The sequence below is a fragment of the Paracoccus aestuarii genome (assembly GCF_028553885.1).
In the GTDB taxonomy this organism is placed as follows: domain Bacteria; phylum Pseudomonadota; class Alphaproteobacteria; order Rhodobacterales; family Rhodobacteraceae; genus Paracoccus; species Paracoccus aestuarii.
The window spans coordinates 2,498,685-2,517,856 of record NZ_CP067169.1; the positions used below are offsets into that span (position 1 = coordinate 2,498,685).

Annotated in this window: 17 protein-coding genes; 4 read left to right on the plus strand and 13 right to left on the minus strand. The window is 69.3% G+C overall.

Translation table 11 applies throughout. The features are described 5' to 3' along the window. Window positions 1–3: 3 nt before the first annotated feature. The 10 genes from tolB to dnaE form a co-directional block, all read right to left on the minus strand. Entirely contained in the window at window positions 4–1,320 is a 1,317-nt protein-coding gene (gene tolB, locus JHW48_RS12730) for a Tol-Pal system beta propeller repeat protein TolB (protein ID WP_119886694.1), read from the minus strand. A 29-nt stretch (window positions 1,321–1,349) separates the two neighbouring features. Continuing rightward, window positions 1,350–3,068: a protein TolA gene (locus tag JHW48_RS12735; RefSeq protein ID WP_272835614.1), complete on the minus strand. Its 1,719-nt coding sequence runs from the start codon at window positions 3,066–3,068 to the stop codon at window positions 1,350–1,352. Window positions 3,069–3,071: 3 nt separating this feature from the next. Further along, a complete protein-coding gene (gene tolR, locus JHW48_RS12740; RefSeq protein ID WP_119886692.1) occupies window positions 3,072–3,521 on the minus strand; it encodes a protein TolR in 450 nt (149 codons plus the stop codon). A gap of 3 nt (window positions 3,522–3,524) precedes the next feature. Next, window positions 3,525–4,217 (minus strand): protein TolQ, encoded by a 693-nt coding sequence (tolQ, locus tag JHW48_RS12745; RefSeq protein WP_119886691.1) that lies wholly within the window; start codon window positions 4,215–4,217, stop codon window positions 3,525–3,527. 150 nt (window positions 4,218–4,367) lie between these two features. Then, a complete protein-coding gene (ybgC, locus tag JHW48_RS12750) occupies window positions 4,368–4,781 on the minus strand; it encodes a tol-pal system-associated acyl-CoA thioesterase (RefSeq protein WP_119886690.1) in 414 nt (137 codons plus the stop codon). Between the two features lie 36 nt (window positions 4,782–4,817). After that, window positions 4,818–5,849, minus strand: a complete 1,032-nt coding sequence (ruvB, locus tag JHW48_RS12755) for a Holliday junction branch migration DNA helicase RuvB (RefSeq protein WP_272835615.1) — start codon at window positions 5,847–5,849, stop codon at window positions 4,818–4,820. After that, window positions 5,846–6,781 carry a zinc metalloprotease HtpX gene (htpX, locus tag JHW48_RS12760; protein ID WP_272835616.1) on the minus strand — a complete coding sequence of 312 codons (936 nt, stop codon included), beginning with the start codon at window positions 6,779–6,781 and terminating at the stop codon, window positions 5,846–5,848. Before htpX ends, ruvB begins: the two co-directional genes overlap by 4 nt. A 15-nt stretch (window positions 6,782–6,796) precedes the next feature. Beyond that, the gene (gene ruvA / locus JHW48_RS12765) at window positions 6,797–7,504 is read right to left on the minus strand and encodes a Holliday junction branch migration protein RuvA (protein ID WP_119886688.1); all 708 of its coding nucleotides are present in this window, start codon (window positions 7,502–7,504) and stop codon (window positions 6,797–6,799) included. Beyond that, window positions 7,501–7,998 carry a crossover junction endodeoxyribonuclease RuvC gene (gene ruvC, locus JHW48_RS12770; protein WP_119886687.1) on the minus strand — a complete coding sequence of 166 codons (498 nt, stop codon included), beginning with the start codon at window positions 7,996–7,998 and terminating at the stop codon, window positions 7,501–7,503. Before ruvC ends, ruvA begins: the two co-directional genes overlap by 4 nt. 100 nt (window positions 7,999–8,098) lie before the next feature. Further along, a complete protein-coding gene (dnaE, locus tag JHW48_RS12775; RefSeq protein WP_119886686.1) occupies window positions 8,099–11,569 on the minus strand; it encodes a DNA polymerase III subunit alpha in 3,471 nt (1,156 codons plus the stop codon). Between the two features lie 96 nt (window positions 11,570–11,665). On the opposite strand from dnaE, the gene JHW48_RS12780 reads away from it, so the two are divergent. The 4 genes from JHW48_RS12780 to JHW48_RS12795 are packed head-to-tail and all read left to right on the plus strand — an operon-like array spanning window position 11,666 to window position 16,256. Beyond that, window positions 11,666–13,186: an ABC transporter ATP-binding protein gene (locus JHW48_RS12780; protein ID WP_119886685.1), complete on the plus strand. Its 1,521-nt coding sequence runs from the start codon at window positions 11,666–11,668 to the stop codon at window positions 13,184–13,186. Further along, complete coding sequence (locus JHW48_RS12785; RefSeq protein WP_119886684.1) at window positions 13,183–14,259, plus strand: ABC transporter permease; 1,077 nt, start codon at window positions 13,183–13,185, stop codon at window positions 14,257–14,259. The genes JHW48_RS12780 and JHW48_RS12785 overlap by 4 nt, the downstream gene beginning before the upstream one ends. After that, window positions 14,256–15,146, plus strand: a complete 891-nt coding sequence (locus JHW48_RS12790) for an ABC transporter permease (protein WP_272835617.1) — start codon at window positions 14,256–14,258, stop codon at window positions 15,144–15,146. Before JHW48_RS12785 ends, JHW48_RS12790 begins: the two co-directional genes overlap by 4 nt. A gap of 33 nt (window positions 15,147–15,179) precedes the next feature. Continuing rightward, complete coding sequence (locus tag JHW48_RS12795) at window positions 15,180–16,256, plus strand: BMP family ABC transporter substrate-binding protein (RefSeq protein ID WP_119887528.1); 1,077 nt, start codon at window positions 15,180–15,182, stop codon at window positions 16,254–16,256. On the opposite strand, the gene JHW48_RS12800 is transcribed toward JHW48_RS12795, so the two are convergent. The 3 genes from JHW48_RS12800 to JHW48_RS12810 all read right to left on the minus strand — a co-directional run bounded on the left by JHW48_RS12800 (window position 16,234) and on the right by JHW48_RS12810 (window position 19,146). Beyond that, window positions 16,234–16,956 carry a class I SAM-dependent methyltransferase gene (locus JHW48_RS12800; protein WP_119887529.1) on the minus strand — a complete coding sequence of 241 codons (723 nt, stop codon included), beginning with the start codon at window positions 16,954–16,956 and terminating at the stop codon, window positions 16,234–16,236. The two genes, JHW48_RS12795 and JHW48_RS12800, sit on opposite strands and share 23 nt — an antisense overlap. Continuing rightward, complete coding sequence (gene purU / locus JHW48_RS12805; protein ID WP_119887530.1) at window positions 16,956–17,840, minus strand: formyltetrahydrofolate deformylase; 885 nt, start codon at window positions 17,838–17,840, stop codon at window positions 16,956–16,958. The genes JHW48_RS12800 and purU overlap by 1 nt, the downstream gene beginning before the upstream one ends. A gap of 139 nt (window positions 17,841–17,979) precedes the next feature. Beyond that, complete coding sequence (locus tag JHW48_RS12810) at window positions 17,980–19,146, minus strand: M20 aminoacylase family protein (RefSeq protein ID WP_119887531.1); 1,167 nt, start codon at window positions 19,144–19,146, stop codon at window positions 17,980–17,982. Window positions 19,147–19,172: the final 26 nt, after the last annotated feature.

Genomic DNA, 19,172 nt, shown 5'->3' on the forward strand with positions numbered 1-19,172 from the left:
CCCTCATGGCAGCAAGGGACCCCAGGACGGGTCCGAGGCGGCGAAATCCAGATTCATCGGTCGCATGTTCCGCCCGGTGATGTCCACCGAATGCAGCCGCGGCTGGCCGGTTCCCCCCGGGGTGACGCGCGTGAACATCACGACCCGCCCGTTCGGTGCCCAGGTCGGCCCCTCGTCCAGGAAGGATTCGGTCAGCATCCGCTCGCCCGACCCGTCGGTGCGCATCGTGGCGATGTGGAAACGGTCGCCGATCTGCTTGGTGAAGGCGATCAGGTCCCCCTTGGGCGACCAGGCGGGCGTGCCATAGCGCCCCTCGCCAAAGCTGATGCGCGTGGGCTCGCCCCCGTCCAGCCCCATGATATAGAGCTGCGGCGTGCCCGACCGGTCGCTTTCGAAGACGATGCGCCGCCCGTCCGGGCTGAAGCCGGGCGAGGTGTCGATCGCCGGCGAATTGGTCAGCGCCCGCTGCGTGCCCGTCGCCACATCCATCAGCCAGATGTCGGTATTGCCGCCCTGTTCGCGCGAATAGGCGACCCACCGGCCATCCGGGCTGAAGGTCGGCGCAAAGGCCATGGCGTTCGGATCGGTGGTCAGGGGCCGCGCGCTGACGGTGGCCACATCCATGATCTGGATCTGGGGAAAGCCGCTGCCATAGCTGGTGAACAGCAGCCGCCGCCCGTCGGGCGAGAATTTCGGCGCCAGAACCAGCGACGAGCTGTCGGTCATCCACAGGATGTTCGCGCCGTCGTAATCCATCACCCCGATCCGCTTGATCCGGGCGCTTTTCGGGCCGGTCTCCTGGACGAAGGCGATGCGGCTGTCGAAATAGGGCCGCTCGCCCGTCAGGCGGACATAGATCTGGTCGGCGATCTTGTGGGCCGCGCGGCGCCAGTCGGCGGCGCGGGCGTCTAACTGCATCCCGTCGCCCTGCGGCTGGCCCGAGACGATGTCGAACAGCCGGAACCGCACCGAGATGCTGTCCCCCATCTGCCGCACCTCGGCCGAGACCAGCGCCTGCGCGTTCACCGCGCGCCAATCCTCATAGCTGACCGCCTCGGTGAAGCTGGCCTGGCGGGCGGGATGGGCCTCGGGCGCGATCTCGCGGAAAAGGCCGGTGCCGGTCAGGTTGTCGGCCACGACCTGGCGGACGCGGGCCGCGATCTCGGCATCGCCGTGAAAGGCGGGGATGGCGATGGACATGGGCTCGATCACGCCATCGGTGATCTCGATGCGCAGGGGCCCGTCCTGGGCCAGGGCCGGGACGGCGGGCAGCAGGGCCAGGACGGCCAGGGCGGGGGCAATCATCAATCGACGGAACATGGTGTCCTCATCCCTTTTTCAAACCGGCATCAGAAGCTGACCCCGTCGGGGCGGAAATCGACCACGACATCGCGCCAGCGGCCGTATTTGGAGGCGGGCAGCGGATAGCCGTCGCGCCCGCACATCAGGATCGCGCGGCGGGCGACGTCGAAGGCCTGCTGGGCCGCGGCCTCGCTGCCGCCCTGGTATCCGGCCAGGCGCAGGCTGTTCTGGTCGGGCACGCCGCCGGGCGTCAGCGTGAAACCGACCGAGACGGTCATCATCGCCGCCTCGACCGACAGCGCGCCCACGTTCCAGCAGTTCTGGATGGCAAAGCGCAGCCCGTCGCGTTCCGACAGGGTCAGCGGATCGCCCATCGGCACCCCCTGCCCCGGATCCGGCAGGACCGAGCTGTCGATCGGCGCAGGGGTCAGGCGCATCATGTCCGTGGGCGGCCCCGAGGGCACCGCGGCCCCATCATCCGAGGCGCCAGACCCCGCCATCGCCCCGGCCAGCGCCGCGGCCAGCGGGTCGAGGCCCGCCGAGGCGCCGCTGCCGCCCTCGATCGTCTGCGAGGGGGTGCCGGGCGTGTCGCCGCCCGACGCGGTCTCGGTGCCCCCCGCGCCGCCTTGGGCTTCGCGCAGCGCATCCTCCAGCGCCTGCCGGTCGGCGGCCTCGCGCTCGGCCGCTTGACGGGCAGCCTCGGCGGCACGGCGTTCCTCGGCCTCACGGGCGGCGGCTTCGGCGGCGCGGCGTTCTTCGGCCTCACGGGCGGCGGCTTCGGCGGCGCGGCGTTCCTCGGCCTCGCGGGCGGCGGCTTCGGCGGCGCGGCGTTCTTCGACCTCGCGGGCGGCGGCCTCGGCGGCGCGGCGTTCTTCGGCCTCGCGGGCGGCGGCCTCGGCGGCGCGGCGTTCCTCGGCCTCGCGGGCGGCGGCTTCGGCGGCGCGGCGTTCCTCGGCCTCGCGGGCGGCGGCTTCGGCGGCGCGGCGTTCCTCGGCCTCGCGGGTAGCGGCTTCGGCGGCGCGGCGTTCCTCGGCCTCACGGGCGGCGGCTTCGGCGGCGCGGCGTTCCTCGGCCTCGCGGGCGGCGGCGGCTGCGGCGCGCTGTTCCTCGGCTTCGGCGGCGGCGGCCGCCTGGCGCGCGGCCTCGGCGGCGGCGGCCTCGGCCACGCGGCGGTTGAAGGCCTCGACCAGGCCCGCCGGGCGGTCCAGCGGCCGCGGCGAGGCATCCAGCGCCAAGGCGGATCGCGGCGCGACCGGCAGGGCGGCGCTGTCGGGTGGGGGGCCGCGGCTGCGCGGGCTGGGCGGCCGGAGCCTCCTGCGCCAGCTGCGGCGGTGCGGCGGGGGTGGGATCGGCGGCGGCGGGGGCGTCGCCTCGGGCAGGTCGGTGGCTACGTCGACCGGGGCCGCGGGTTCCAGATCGCTCAGATCGGGGGCGAGCTCGCCCTGATCGGGCTGTTCCAGCGCGGCGGCGTCACCGGGCCGGGGCGGAACCGCATCGACGGGGCGCGCGGCCCCGTCCTCGACCGGATCGACGGGGTCGGGCAGGCTGGCCACCGCGGTCGCATCCGCGCCCACCGGGCCGGCTCCGCGGGCGGCGGCGGCCAGGGCCTCGAACTCGGCCCCGCTGATGGTCGAGACCTGGGTCGTGCGCACCGGCGGGTTGTCCTGGGGGCGGAACAGCGCGCCGCCCAGGATCGCCCAGAGGATCAGCGACCCATGCGCGACCCCCGAGACCCAGTAACCGATGCGACCCTCGCGATCCTGCATGGCCTAGCCGTCCATCCGCGGTCCGCCGGTCTCGGTGACCAGCACGATGTCGGTGATGCCCGCCGCGTTCAGCGCGCCCATGATCTGGACCACGCGGGCATAGGGGATGGTGCCGTCCGCGCGCAGGAAGACCCGGCCCGACTGACGTTCGGCCAGCATCGCACGCAGCGTGATGACGACCTGGTCATCGGCCACCGCCCGGTCCATGATCTGCATCGCCCCATCGGCGGGGATCGAGATCGTCAGCGGCTCCTCCTGTTCGGTGGGCACCGCATTGGCGGCGGTCTGCGGCAGGTTCAGCGGCACGCCCGCCGTCATCAGGGGCGCCGCCACCATGAAGATGATCAGCAGCACCAGCATCACGTCCACGAAAGGCGTGACGTTGATCTCGGACATCGGCATGTTGCGCCTGCGCCCCTTGCTGCGGACCCGTTTGACGACCGAGGCTGCCATGGATCACTCCTCGTCCATCTGGCGCGACAGAAGCGTCGAGAACTCGTCCGAGAACGCCTCCCACCCGCCGGTGATGCGTTCCGCGTCGCCCGACAGCTTGTTGTAGAAGACGACCGCCGGGATGGCCGCGACCAAGCCCAGGGCGGTGGCCAGCAGCGCCTCGGCGATGCCCGGCGCCACGACGGCCAGGCTGGTGTCCTGGGACAGCGCGATGCCCTCGAAGGCGGTCTTGATGCCCCAGACCGTGCCGAAGAGCCCGATGAAGGGCGCGGTCGAACCCACCGTCGCCAGGAAGGACAGGCCGCGGAACAGCCGCCCCTCCTCGCGCTGGATGGCCACGTTCATGGCGCGGTCGATGCGGGCGATGCCGCCGGGAATCAGCCGCCCGTCATCGCGGTGGCTGCGCCGCCATTCCGTCATCCCGGCGGAAAAGATCCGCTCGGACGGGCCCTTGGGCCGGTCGCCCAAGCGGTCATAGAGGTCGTCCAGCGGTTCGCCCGACCAGAAGGCGCGGTCGAATTTCGCGGCCTCGGCGCGGGTCTGCGCGAAGACCAGGAATTTCTGCACGATGATCGCCCAGGCCCAGAACGAGGCGACGATCAGCATGATCATCACCACCTGGACCGTCAGCGACGACCGCCAGAACAGCGCCACGGCCGAAAAGTCGATGGCCTCGGCGGCCTGAATGGGTTCCATCTTCACTGCCTCATCGTCTGTGGCCGCGACTGCATCGGGCAGCCCGGCATTGCGGCCTATTACCCTGTAACTGCCACGGGTTTCAGCCCCCGCGGCAACACAATGGCGTCAATTTTCATCAAGGCGCGCCGGGTGCGGCGCAATCGCCTCTTATGCCGGGGCGGCGGGCATGGCCAGTGGGGCCATCGCGGCCCGCAGCGCGCCCGGCAGGCGCAGCGGCCGCCCCGCCCCGTCCAGGCAGGCCAGCACCACCCGCGCGGTGAAGATCGCCCGCCCGTCGCGCAGCACGGCCTGGTCCACCTCGATCCGCGCCGCGGTCATCCGCGCCAGCCCGGTGCGCACCACCAAGAGGTCGTCGAACCGCGCGGGCTGCAGGTAATCGGCCTGCAGGCTGCGCACGGCAAAGACCGCGCCCTGCGCCTTCATCGCCACCTGGTCGATGCCCAGATCGCGCAGCCATTCGCTGCGGCCGCGTTCGATGAATTTCAGGTAATTCGCGTAATAGACGATCCCGGCCAGGTCGGTATCCTCGTAATAGACGCGCAGGGTCAGGTCATGGCTCATGCGCGGCACGGTAATCGGCGCGCGGCCCGAAGGCAATCACGGCTCGAACAGCGTCGCCTGCCCGGCGGGCTGCGGCGCCTCCAGCCCCAGATGGCGCCAAGCGCGGGCGGCCAGCATCCGGCCCCGCGGGGTGCGCGCGATCAGCCCCTGCTGCAGCAGATAGGGCTCGATCACCTCCTCGATGGCGTCGCGGCTTTCCGACAGGGCCGCCGACAGGGTCTCGACCCCCACCGGGCCGCCGCCGTAATGGTCGGCCATCAGCGTCAGGTATCGCCGGTCCGCCCCGTCCAGCCCCAGGTCGTCCACCCCAAGGCGGGTCAGCGCCATGTCCGCGATCTCGCGCGTCAGGCGGCCATTGCCCTCGACCAGCGCGAAATCGACGACACGGCGCAGCAGGCGCCCGGCGATGCGCGGCGTGCCCCGGGCGCGGCGTGCGATCTCCCATGTGCCTTCGGGATCGGCGGGGATCCCCATCAACCGCGCGCCGCGCTGCACGATCAGGTCCAGCTCCGGGATCTCGTAAAATTGCAGGCGGGTGGGGATGCCGAAACGGTCGCGCAAGGGCGTGGTCAACAGCCCCAGACGCGTCGTCGCCCCCACCAGCGTGAAGGGCTGCAGCTCGATCCGCACGGTGCGGGCCGCCGGGCCCTCGCCGATGACCAGATCCAGCTCAAAATCCTCCATCGCGGGATAGAGGACCTCCTCCACCGCCGGGTTCATGCGGTGGATCTCGTCGATGAACAGCACGTCGCGCGATTCGAGGTTGGTCAGGATCGCCGCCAGGTCCCCCGCCCGCGCGATGACGGGCCCGGAGGTCATGCGAAAGTTCACCCCCAGCTCCCGCGCCATGATCTGCGCCAAGGTGGTCTTGCCCAGGCCCGGCGGGCCGAAGAACAGTGTGTGGTCCATCGCCTTGCCGCGCATCCGCGCGCTTTCGATGAAGACCTTCAGATTGGCGCGCGCCTCGGCCTGGCCCACGAATTCCGACAGGCCCTGCGGGCGCAGGGCGCGGTCCTCGGCATCACCCTCCTGCCGTTCGGGCCGCAGATCGGGGTCGGGACCGGTCATCCCCGGCCCCAAGGGGCGCGGGGCGGCTGCGATGCGCCGCTGCGCGGGATGCGCGAGGCCGCCGCAGAGGGGGCGGTCGGAGGCGCGGCGGGGGGGGTGCGCCCCTCCATCGCCATAAGCCGGGCGATGCGCTCCTCGGTGGGCGGATGGGTGGTGAACAGCCGGTCGGCGCGCAGGGCGTGCAGGGGGTTGATGATGAACATGGCCGCCGCGGCGGGGTTCTTCTCGGCCGGGACGTTGACGCTGCGGCCCGCCGCCTGGCTGATCCGCTGCAGCGCCGAGGCCAGCGCCCGCGGCTTGCCGCAGATGCGCGCGCCGGTGGCGTCGGCCTCGTATTCGCGGGCGCGGGATATGGCCATCTGCACCATCATCGCGGCCATGGGCGCCAGGATCATCGCGATGATCCCGCCCAAGGCGCCGCCCCGCCCGTCGCGGCCGCCCGCGAACAGCATCATGTTGCCCATCATCGCGATGGCCCCGGCCATGGTGGCGGTGATCGTCATGGTCAGCGTGTCACGGTGATGGATATGGGCCAGCTCATGGGCGATGACGCCCTCGATCTCGTCGGCCGACAGATGGTTCAGCAGGCCTTGGGTGACGGCGACGGCGGCGTTTTCCGGGTTGCGCCCGGTGGCAAAGGCGTTGGGCTGCTCGGTCGGCAGCAGATAGAGCTTGGGCATCGGCATCTGCGCCCGGTCGGCCAGCCGCTTGGTCATGGCGTAAAGCTCGGCCCCCTGCCGGGGCGACAGCTCGATCGCGCCCTGCTGGCGCAGCACCATCTTGTCGCTGTTCCAATAGCTAAAGAAGTTCATGCCCCCCGCGATCAGCAGCGCGATCAGCGCGCCGCCCGATCCGCCCAGCATCCAGCCAAGCGCCATGACCAGCGCGGTCAGCGCCGCCATCAACATGAAGACCTTGACGTTTCCTGCCATCATCCGTCCTCCGGTTCAGTCCTTGGGCGCCAGCAGACGCAGCGCCGCGCGGATCAACGCGGGCATGGCGGCCCCGGGTTCCCGCGCCTGCGCCTCGGCCACGGCGCTGGCCGCCTCCGACGGACCATAGCCCAGATTGGTCAGCGCCGACAGCGCATCCGCCATGGCCTGGCCCGTCAGCGCGGCGGCCGAGGCCGGGCGGGCCGCGGCGCCCTGCGCCGGGGCCGCGGAGGGGCCGGGCTCGATGCCCGGTTCCTCCGCTCCGCCGCCCGCGGCAACGTCCCCTGCATCGATGGTCAGCGCGCCCCCCAGGGCCATGACCGAGGGCGCCTTGTCCTTCAGCTCCAGCACGATCCGCTGTGCCAGCTTCGGCCCCACGCCATTGGCCTTCCGGACCGAGGCCCAATCGCCAAGCGCGATCGCCCGACCCAGCCCCTCCGGGCCAAGGGTGCTCAGGATCGCCAGCGACACCTTGGCCCCCACTCCCTGCACGGATGTCAGCAGCCGGTGCCATTCCTTGTCCAGCATGGTCGGAAAGCCGATCAGCTGCATCAGGTCCTCGCGCACGACCAGTTCGGTATAGAGCGCAGCCGCCTGCCCCACCGGCGGCAGCCCTGCCGCCGTGCGTTCGCTGACATGCACGATATAGCCCACGCCCCGCACGTCGATCAGCACCTGGTCATGGGCACGGTGCAGGATCACCCCGGCGATGCGCCCGATCATGCGGGCCTCGCCTGGCGCAGGCTGCGGCCCTGCAGATGGCGGGCGTGGCAGATGGCGATGGCCAAGGCATCCGCGGCATCCGGGCTTTCGAACTGCACGCCGGGCAGCTGGACGCGCACCATGTGCTGGACCTGCTCCTTGCCCGCATGACCCACGCCCACGACGGTCTTCTTGACCGCGTTCGGGGCGTATTCCCCGACCGCGATCCCCGCCTCGGCCGGGGCCAGCAGGGCGACGCCCCGCGCCTGTCCCAGCTTCAGCGTGCCGGTCGCGTCCTTGTTCACGAAGGTCTGCTCGACCGCCGCCTCGTCGGGCGCATGGGCCGCGATCACCGCGCAGAGCCCCCGGAACAGGACCGACAGCCGCGACCCCAGATCCTGTGCGCCATCCGAATGGATCGTGCCATTGGCGACGTGGCGGATGCGCGGGCCATCGACCTGGATCACCCCCCAGCCCATGTTCCGCAAACCGGGATCGATGCCCAAGACCTTCATGCTGCCCCCATTTTCTCCCACCTCTAGCACGAAGCGCGAACATCTATCCAGAGGAATGCCCGGAGCGAAGATGGGTATTTGGGCAACGAAGAAACGGCGGTCACTCCTCAAGGACGTCCAGCACGCCCGGCACGGCACGCAGGGCCTGGCGGGCGGGGGTGGTCAAGGGGGCGTCGTTTGCCACCTCGATCTCGATGATCTCGTCCTCGTGGCGCAGGCGCAGGCGGATCGGCCCGCGGGCGCGGGAGGGGGCGGCGATCTCGGCCGTGACGCGGGTCAGGACCTCGGCCAGGCGCGGGATGGTGTCGGCGCCCTGGATCTCGACCGCGAGGCAGCCTGCGCCGGCATCGGCCACGAAATCCTCCAGCGCGGCCACGGAATTGGCCAGCATCTTGACCTGATCGCCCGAAGGCTCGACCTTGACCTGCAGGACCACGTTCTGGCCCGGCTCCAGCTTGTCGCGCGACGCGGTCAGCAGGTCCGAGAAGACCGTGACCTCGTAGAGGCCCGTCGGGTCCGAGAGGCCCACGAAGGCATATTGCGTGCCCTTGGCCGATTTCCGCTCCATCCGGGCGGCGACGGTGCCGGCGATCTGGGCGACCATCGGGCCGTTCAGCGCGTCCTGGTTGATCTCGGCCAGGGTCATCACCTTCTTGCGCTTCAGCGGGGCCTGGTAATCGTCCAGCGGATGCCCCGACAGGTAGAAGCCGATGGCCTTGTGCTCCTCGCCCAGCTTCTCGGCGGGCAGCCAGATGCCGGTCAGGGGCGCGCGGGGCGGCGGCAGATCCTCGCCCCCGCCGAAGAGCGATGTCTGCGCCGAGGCCGCCTGCTCCTGCACCGCCGCCGACCAGGCGCAGAGCCCGTCCAGCGCCTTCATCACCCGCGCGCGGTTGTCGTCCAGCAGATCGAAGGCCCCCGCGCGGGCCAGCATCTCTAGCGGGCGCTTGCCCACGCGCTTCATGTCGACGCGGCGGGCCAGGTCGTGCATGTCGCGGAAGGGCGTCTGCCCGCGCGCCTCGTGGATCAGGCGCATGGCCTCGATCCCCACGCCCTTCAGCGCGCCCAGGGCATAGTGGATGCGCCCCGGCCCCACGGTGAAGGTCGGCGCCGAGCGGTTGACGCAGGGCGGCACGATCTCGATCCCCATGCGGTCGCATTCGCGTTTGTAGACGGCCAGCTTGTCGGTCAGGTGGATGTCGCAATTCATCACCGCGGCCATGAATTCGACCGGGTGGTTCGCCTTGAGCCAGGCGGTCTGATAGCTGACCACCGCATAGGCGGCGGCATGCGACTTGTTGAAGCCGTAATTCGCGAATTTCTCCAGCAGGTCGAAGACCTCGCCGGCCTTCTTCTCGGGCACGCCGTTGGCCACGGCGCCCTTGACGAATTTGGGGCGCTCCTTGGCCATCTCGGCCGCGATCTTCTTGCCCATGGCGCGGCGCAAAAGGTCCGCGCCGCCAAGCGAATATCCCGCCATGACCTGGGCGATCTGCATCACCTGTTCCTGATAGACGATGATGCCCTGGGTTTCGGCCAGGATGTCATCGATCGAGGGGTGGATCGATTCCAGCTCCCGCGCGCCGTTCTTCACGTCGCAATAGACCGGGATGTTCTCCATCGGGCCGGGACGATAAAGGGCCACCAGCGCGACGATATCCTCGATGCAAGTGGGCTTCATGCGGCGCAGCGCGTCCATCATGCCCGACGATTCCACCTGGAACACCGCCACCGTGCGGGCGCTGGCGAACAGGTCATAGCTGGCCTTGTCGTCCAGCGGGATCAGGTTGATCTGGTTTTCCGTCCCCGGCGCGGGCTGATAAAGTTGCCGTCCGTCGGCCGCGATGTGCAGCGGGCGGCCCTGCCCGTTGATCAGGTCCACCGCGTTCTGGATCACGGTCAGCGTCTTCAGGCCCAGAAAGTCGAACTTGACCAGCCCGGCCTGCTCGACCCATTTCATGTTGAACTGCGTCGCCGGCATGTCAGAGGCCGGGTCGCGGTAAAGCGGCACAAGCTGGTCCAGCGGCCTGTCCCCGATCACCACCCCGGCGGCATGGGTCGAGGCGTTGCGATAGAGCCCCTCCAGCTGTTCGGCGTAATCCAGAAGGCGCGCCACGACCTCTTCGCGGGCGGCCTCGCGCAGGCGGGGTTCCTCGGCGCGGGCCTTGGTGATGCTAACGGGTTTCACGCCCTCGACCGGGATCATCTTGGACAGGCGGTCCACCTGGCCAAACGGCAGCTGCAGCACGCGCCCAACGTCACGCACCGCCGCCTTGGACAGCAGCGCGCCGAAGGTGATGATCTGGCCCACCTTGTCCTTGCCGTACTTGTCCTGGACGTAGCGGATGACCTCCTCGCGGCGGTCCATGCAGAAGTCGATGTCGAAATCCGGCATGCTGACGCGTTCGGGGTTCAGGAACCGTTCGAACAGCAGGTTGTAGCGCAGCGGGTCCAAGTCGGTGATGGTCAGCGCATAGGCGACCAGCGACCCGGCCCCCGACCCGCGCCCGGGACCGACCGGAATGCCCTGTTCCTTGGCCCAATGGATGAAATCGGCGACGATCAGGAAATAGCCGGGAAACCCCATCTGCTCGATGATCCCCAGCTCGAAATCCAGACGCGCGGTGTATTCCTCGACCGTGACGGCGTGGGGGATGACCTTCAGCCGCTCGGCCAGACCGGCATGGGCCTGGCGACGCAGTTCCGTCACCTCATCATCGGCGAATTTGGGCAGGATGGGGGCGTGCTTGGCCACTGCAAAGGCGCAGCGGCGGGCGATTTCCACCGTGTTCTCGATCGCCTCGGGCAGGTCGGCGAACAGGACCGCCATCTCTTCGGCGGACTTGAAGTAATGCTGGGGCGTCAGGCGGCGCCGTGGCTGGGACTGGTCGACATAGGCCTTTTCCGCGATGCAGATCAGTGCGTCATGCGCCTCGTACATAGTGGTCTTGGGAAAATAGACATCGTTCGTCGCCACCAGCGGCAGATCGCGTGCATAGGCCAGGTCGACCAGACCGCCCTCGGACGCGGCCTCGGCGGCCATTAGCTGGCCGTTCTCGCCGGGATGGCGCTGCAGTTCGACATACAGCCGCCCCGGAAAGGCCGACGCCAACCGGTCGGCCAGCGCCTCGGCCTTGGCCCCCTGCCCCTGCGCGATCAGCAGGCCCAACGGACCCGTCGCGCCCCCGGTCAGGCAGATCAGCCCCTCGGCACGATCGCACAGCTCATCCGCTGTCACATGCGGCAGCGCGCCCCCCTCGCGCAGATAGAGGCACGAGGACAGGGCCATCAGGTTCATCCACCCGTCGCGGTTCTGCGCCAAGAGGACAACCGGCCCCGTCGCATCCGCCGCCAGCGTAACCGTGCAGCCAATGATCGGCTGGATGCCCTTGTCGCGGGCCTTCACGCTGAATTCCAGCGCCGCGAACATGTTGTTCGTATCGGTCAGCGCGACCGCCGGCATGCCCGCATCCAAGGCAAGGCTTGGCAGTTTGCCTACCGGAATGGCACCTTCCAGCAAGGAATGCTCGGAATGTGTGCGAAGATGGATGAATCGGGGGGATTTTACGGTCATGATCGGGACAGTATCGCAGGCTGACCAAACAGCGCAATTGCGCGGCCACCGAATTGCGGGATAAGCAGGTCAAGGATTTGACCAAGGGGACAGATTTTGACCGAGACGCCCGTGTTCCGTGCCGAAGGGGTCGGCAAATCCTATCCCGGTGTGCGTGCCAATGACGACGTCTCGTTTCATGTCATGCCCGGAGAGATCCACGCCCTTCTGGGCGAGAACGGCGCCGGCAAATCGACCCTGGTCAAGATGATCTATGGCTTGGTCCGCCCCGATGACGGGCGGATGACCCTGGGCGGCGCGCTCCATGCGCCGGCAGATCCCCGCGCCGCCCGCGCCTCGGGCGTGGCGATGGTGTTCCAGCATTTCAGCCTGTTCGACGCGCTGACGGTCGCCGAGAACATCGCCCTGGGGATGGAAAACCCGCCGCCGCGGCGCGAACTGGCCGCGCGGATCACCCGGGTCAGCCATGATTTCGGCCTGCCGCTGAACCCCGCGCGGCGCATCGTCACCCTGTCGGCGGGTGAGCGTCAGCGGGTCGAGATCATCCGCTGCCTGCTGCAGGACCCGCGCCTTCTGATCATGGACGAGCCCACCAGCGTCCTGACCCCGCAGGAGGCCGAGCTGCTGTTCGCCACCCTGCGCAAGCTGGCGGCGCAGGGCACCGCGATCCTCTATATCAGCCACAAGCTGGACGAGATCCGCGCCCATTGCGACCGCGCCACGATCCTGCGCCATGGCCGCGTCGTGGACAGCTGCGATCCCCGCGCCCATTCGGCCCGCGATCTGGCGGCGATGATGGTGGGCGGGCAGATGCGGGTGGTCGACCGCTCGGGGCGGCAGGCGGGCGATGTGCTGCTGCGCGTCGCGGGACTGTCGCAGCCCGCGCCCAATGCGGAAGGCACGGCGCTCAAGGACATTGCCCTGACCCTGCGCGCGGGCGAGATCCTGGGCATCGGCGGCGTCGCCGGCAACGGCCAGGAGGAGCTGTTGGCCGCCCTGTCGGGCGAGGCGCCCTCCGCCCCCGGCACCGTCACGCTGGAAGGGGCGGACCTGTCGCGCGAAGGCCCCGACCCGCGCCGCCGCGCGGGCCTTCTGGCCGCGCCCGAGGACCGCTTGGGCCATGCCGCCGTTCCCGATTTCAGCCTGACCGAAAACACCCTGCTGACCGCAGGCCCCCGTCGCGGGCTGGTGCGGCGCGGCCTGATCGATCACGCGGGCGCCCGCCGCTTTGCCGAGGAGGTCATCACCGCCTTCGACGTGCGCACCCCCGGCCCCCATGTCGCGGCCCGCGCGCTGTCGGGCGGCAACCTGCAGAAATTCGTCATCGGCCGCGAGGTGCTGCAAGCGCCGCGCGTGCTGGTCGTGAACCAGCCCACATGGGGCGTCGATGCAGGGGCCGCCGCCGCCGTGCGCCAGTCGCTGCTGGATCTGGCGCGGCAGGGGGCGGGGGTCATCGTCATCTCTCAGGATCTGGATGAGCTTTTGGAACTGTCCGACCGTTTCTGCGCGCTGAACGAAGGCCGCCTGTCGCTGCCCGTGCCCACCGAGGGCCTGACGCTGGACCGCATCGGCCTGATGCTGGGCGGCGCGCATGGGATGGAGGAGGCGCGGATATGATCGCCCTCATCCCCCGCACCACCCCCGCCCCGCAATGGCAGCTGGCGACCCCCCTTCTGGCCGTGCTGGCCACGATGCTGACGGGCGGGCTTCTGTTCGCGATCATGGGCTATGACCCGGTGGCGGCGATCCGCACGATCTTCTGGGACCCGCTGTTCGGCCCTGCATCCGGCTATTCCCGCCCGCAGCTGCTGGTCAAGGCCGCGCCGCTGATCCTGATCGCCTCGGGCCTCGCCATCGGGTTTCGCGCCGGCATCTGGAACATCGGGGCCGAGGGGCAATACATCATCGGCGCCATCACCGGCGCGGCCGTCGCGCTGGCCTTCTATCCGCTGGAGGCGTGGTGGCTGTTCCCGCTGATGGTCGCGGCGGGCATGGCCGGGGGCTGGGCCTGGGGCATGATCCCCGCGATGCTGCGGAACTGGTTCGGCGCGTCCGAGATCCTCGTGTCGCTGATGCTGGTCTATGTGGCGCAGCGGATCGCGGCCTGGATGGCCTTTGGCCCGATGCGCAACCCGCAGGGCATGGGCTTTCCCGGATCGCGCAACCTGCAGCAATACCCATCCGCGGCGAACCCGGAACTGATCGCCGGGACCGGCGCGCATTGGGGCGTCGTTGCGGCGGCGGTCGCCGTGCTGGGCACCTGGGTTCTGATGAGCCGCCATATCCGCGGCTTCCACATCCGCGCGGCAGGCACTGCGCCGCGCGCCGCGCGCTTTGCGGGCGTCAGGCCTGCGGTGCTGGTAGCCTTCTGCCTCGGCCTCTCGGGCGCGCTGGCCGGGGCGGCGGGGTTGTTCGAGGTCGCGGGGCCGGCGGGCCAGATCACCGACCGGATCGGCGTGGGTTATGGCTTCACCGCGATCATCGTGGCGTTCCTGGGGCGGCTGCATCCGGTGGGGATCCTGCTGGCCGGGCTGCTGCTGGCGCTGACCTATATCGGGGGGGAGCTGGCGCAGCTGACCATGGGCCTGCCCGCCGCCACCGTGCAGGTGTTCCAGGGGATGCTGCTGTTCTTTCTGTTGGGCTTCGATCTGCTGACCCGCTTCCAGATCCGCCGGAGGGTGCGCGCATGATGATCGACCCGATCTCGATCTTTCTGGTGTTGCTGGGGGCCGCGACGCCGATCCTGTTTGCCGCGCTTGGCGAACTGGTCGCGGAACGCGCGGGCGTGCTGAATCTGGGCGTCGAGGGGATGATGATCACCGGCGCGCTGGCGGGCTTCGCCGCGGCCTATGGGACGGGCAACCCGTTCCTGGGCTTTCTGGTCGCGGCCATCGCGGGGGCCGCGATCTCGCTGCTGTTCGCGGCGCTGACGCAGGTGTTTCTGGGCAATCAGGTCGCCTCGGGCCTTGCGCTGACACTGTTCGGGCTGGGCCTGGCCGCGATGCTGGGCAAGCCCTTCGAGGGCGTGCGCGCCCCCGTCATGCCCGCAGGCCCCCTGCGCATCAACTGGATCGTCTGGCTGGGGCTGGTCATGGTGCCCGCGCTCTGGTGGTTCCTGAACCGCACCCGCCGCGGGTTGATCCTGCGCGCAGTGGGCGAGAACCACGAGGCCGCGCATGCGCTTGGCTACAACGTGCGCCTGACGCGGCTGGCGGCGATCGCCTTCGGGGGCGCCATGGCTGGGGTGGGCGGGGCCTTCATCTCGATCGCCACCGTGCTGCAATGGACCGAAGGCATGACGGCGGGCGCAGGCTGGATCGCGCTGGCCATCGTGGTCTTTTCCAACTGGACCGCGCCGGGAGTGCTGGCGGGGGCGTGGCTCTTCGGCGGGGTCACGGTGCTGCAACTGCGCCTGCAGGCGGCGGGGGTCGCGGTGCCGGTGCAATTGCTGTCCATGGCGCCCTATCTGGCGACGATCATCGTGCTGGTGGCCATCTCGGCCCGGCAGAAATACAGCCGCCGCGCGGGGACGGGTGCGCCCGGATCGCTCGGCACGAATTTCCATGCGCTGCGGTGAACCGCAGGCACCAACAGCAGAGAGAGGGATGACATGAACCGCAGAACGATCATGGCCGGCGCCACCGCCCTGATGGCCGTGCTGGCCGCCCCGGCCTTCGCCCAGGACGAGCCGCTGAAGATCGGCTTCATCTATGTGGGCCCGGTGGGCGATGGCGGCTGGACCTATCAGCATGACCAAGGCCGCCTGGCCATCGAGGAGGAGTTCGGCGACCGCGTCCAGACCACCTTCATCGAAAGCGTCCCCGAAGGGGCGGATGCCGAACGCGCCCTGACCCAGCTGGCGCTGGCCGGCAACCAGCTGATCTTCGCGACCAGCTTCGGCTTCATGGACCCCACGATCAACGTGGCGGCGCGGTTCCCGGACGTGAAATTCGAACACGCCACCGGCTACAAGACCGCCGAGAACGTCGCCACCTATGACGCCCGCTTCTACGAGGGGCGCGCGGTCATCGGCACCATCGCGGGCCATATGACGGAATCGAACCGCATCGGCTATATCGGCTCCTTCCCGATCCCCGAAGTGATCCAGGGCATCAATTCCAGCTTCATCCATGCCCGCAAGGTCAACCCGGATGTCGAGATGCGCATTGTCTGGGCCTATAGCTGGTTCGACCCCGCGCGCGAGGCCGATGCCGCCAACGCCCTGCTGGCCGAAGGCGTGGACGTGATCATGCAGCACACCGATTCCACCGCCCCCCTGGCCCAGGCCGAGGCGGCGGGCGCGATCGGCTTCGGCCAGGCCAGCGACATGGCGCAGTACAAACCCAGCCCCCGCGTCGCCTCGATCATCGACGACTGGTCGCCCTATTACATCAAGCGCGTGCAGGCGATGCTGGACGGCACGTGGGAAAGCGGCTCCAGCTGGGCCGGGATCGGCGAGGGCGAGGTCGTCATCGGCGAGATCACCGAGGCTGTCCCCGCCGAGGTCCGCGAAGAGGCCGAGGCCCTGCGCGACGCGATCGGCGCGGGCGAATACCACCCCTTCACCGGCCCGCTGAACAAGGCCGATGGCAGCGTCTGGCTGGCCGAGGGCGAGGTCGCCACCGACGAGATGCTGCAATCGATGGATTTCTTCGTCGAGGGCATCACCGCCCAGATCCCGCAGTAACGGGCTTTCGCCACTCCATGACGTGAAACCAGGGTGCGTCGCGGAAGCGGCGCACCGTTTCGGGCGGGCCGCCGGTGGGCTGGGGTTCCTCGAAATGGGTCATCACCAGCCCCTGCCCCAACAGCGCCTGCAGATAGGTCTGGAAGGGCCGATGCCAGTTGCGCACCGTGATGCCGCGCCAGCTGACCCATTCCGCGCGCGGATCGGCATAGCCGTTCATCACGAATTCCCGGCTGTCATCGGCGCGCCCGCGCCAGGTCCCCGCCGTGCTGAAGCTGTTCAGGTTCGCGATCAGCAGCCGCCCGCCGGGACGCAGGATGCGGGCCATCTGGGCCACCGCCTCCTCCAGCCCGTCGATGTCGATCAGCGTCAGATAGCTGACCACCAGATCGGTGGATGCGTCATCCAGCGGCAGCGCCTCGGCCCGGGCGTCCAGATAGCGCCCGCCGGGGTCGCGCGCCGCCGCCGTGGCGCGCAGATCGGCGGTGGGTTCCACGCCGATGGGGTCGATCCCCTCGGCGCGCATCAGGCGGCAGAACCGCCCCTCGCCGCAGCCCACATCCACCGCGTCATGCGCCCCCGAGGCCCGGACCCGCGCCAGCATCGGCCCGTCCAGCACATGACGGCGCGAGAAATCGCCGTCCGAGCCCATATCGGCGATCCAGGCGCGGGCCGATGCCTCCCATCCGTTATCCGGCATCACCCCATCCGTTCGCTGGCATAGCTGCCCGGAGAGGGCGGAAAGACCACCGTCTTGTCGCCGTTCAGGAACACCCGCCCGTGGATATGGGCATGGATCGCGTGGGCCAGGACCTGCGCCTCGACATCGCGGCCCAGGCTGACGTAATCGGCGGGCGATTGGGCATGGGTCACGCGCACCGTGTCCTGTTCGATGATCGGGCCCTCGTCCAGATCGGCGGTGACGTAATGGCTGGTCGCGCCGATCAGCTTCACGCCGCGCTCATAGGCCTGCTTGTAGGGGTTCGCGCCCTTGAAGCTGGGCAGGAAGGAATGGTGGATGTTGATGATCCGGCCCGACATCTCGCGGCACATGCGGTCCGACAGGACCTGCATGTAGCGGGCCAGCACGATCAGCTCAGCCCCCGTTTCCTCGACGATGCGCATCTGGGCGGCTTCGGCCTCGGGCTTGGTGTCGGGGGTGACCTTGATGCAATGGAAGGGGATGTCATGGTTCACCACGACCTTCTGGTAATCCATGTGGTTCGAAATGACGCCTGCGATCTCGATCGGCAGCGCGCCGATGCGCCAGCGATAGAGCAGGTCGTTCAGGCAATGCCCGAAGCGGCTGACCATGATCAGCACCTTCTTCTTGACGGCATCGGCGGTGATCTCGACCTCCATGCCGAAACGGGCGGCGATGGGGGCGAAATCGGCCCGCAGGCTGTCCAGCGTGGCCGCGCCCTCGGACCGGAAGCTGACGCGCATGAAGAACCGGCCGGTCTCGGTATCGTCGAACTGGGCGCTGTCGGTGATGTTGCAATCCGCATCCGCCAGCGCGCCCGAAATGGCCGCAACGATGCCGCGGGTCGAGGCGCAGGTCACGCGCAGGGTAAAGCTGTTCATCGGGTGCATCATCCTTGGCCGGATATAGAAAGGGGCGCGGGACCCCCGGCCCCGCGCCCCCGACATTTCCCCCGATCATGCGGAAATGACAATCCGTTTGCGACCCCGCGGGGCCGCACGCGACATCGGCCGTCGCGCGTCACGCGGCCGGCAGCCGCGCCTCGACCATGCCCGCATACCAGCTGGAGCCCGCCGGGATCGCATCGTCGTTGAAGTCGTATTCCGGGTGATGGACCATGGCCGTATCGCCATTGCCGACCCAGATATAGGCGCCGGGACGTTCGTTCAGCATATAGCTGAAATCCTCGCCGCCCATCATCGGCAACATGTCCATGTCCACCCCGCCCGAGATCGCGCGCGCCACGTCGGCGGCCCATTCCGTCGCCTGCGGGTCGTTCATCGTCACCGGATAGCCGCGCTGGTAATCCACATCCGCCCGCGCGCCCATGGCGGCGGCGATATTGGTGGCAACGCGGGTGATCCCCTCCTCCAGCTGGTCGCGGACCTCGGGGTCCAGGCTGCGGGCGGTGCCCTTCAGCTTGACGACCTGGGGGATGACGTTATGCGCCGTGGAATCGGTCGAGACCACGCAGACCGAGATCACGGCGTTCCGCAAAGGGTCGATGTTGCGCGCCACGACCGACTGGACGGCCACGATGATCTGGGCGGCGGTCAGGGTCGTGTCGATGCATTCATGGGGCTTGGCCGCATGGCCGCCCTTGCCGGTCACGGTGATGTCGAACTGATCGGCCGCCGCCATCATCGCGCCGGGCCGGATCGAGAACTGGCCCACCGGCATGCCGGGCATGTTGTGCATCCCGTAGACCTCGTCGATCTTCCAGCGGTCGATCAGCCCGTCCAGCACCATCGCCTGGCCGCCGCCGCCGCCCTCCTCGGCGGGCTGGAAGATGACCACGGCGGTGCCGTCGAAATTGCGCGTCTCGGCCAGGTATTTCGCCGCGCCCAGCAGCATGGCGGTATGGCCGTCATGGCCGCAGGCATGCATCTTGCCCGGCACCTTCGAGGCATGGGCCGCACCCGTCTGTTCATGGATCGGCAGCGCGTCCATATCCGCGCGCAGCCCCACGACCCGGCCCCGCGTGTCGCTGCGGCCCCGGATCACGCCCACCACGCCGGTCCGGCCCACGCCCTCGGTCACCTCGTCGCAGCCGAACTCGCGCAGCAGCTCGGCCACCCGGCCCGCGGTGCGATGCACATCATAGAGCAGTTCGGGGTTCTCGTGGAAATCGCGGCGCCAGGCGGTGATCTCGGGCAGCAGTTCGGCAAAGCGGTTCTTGACGGGCATGATGACTTCTCCTTCGGGCGGCAGCG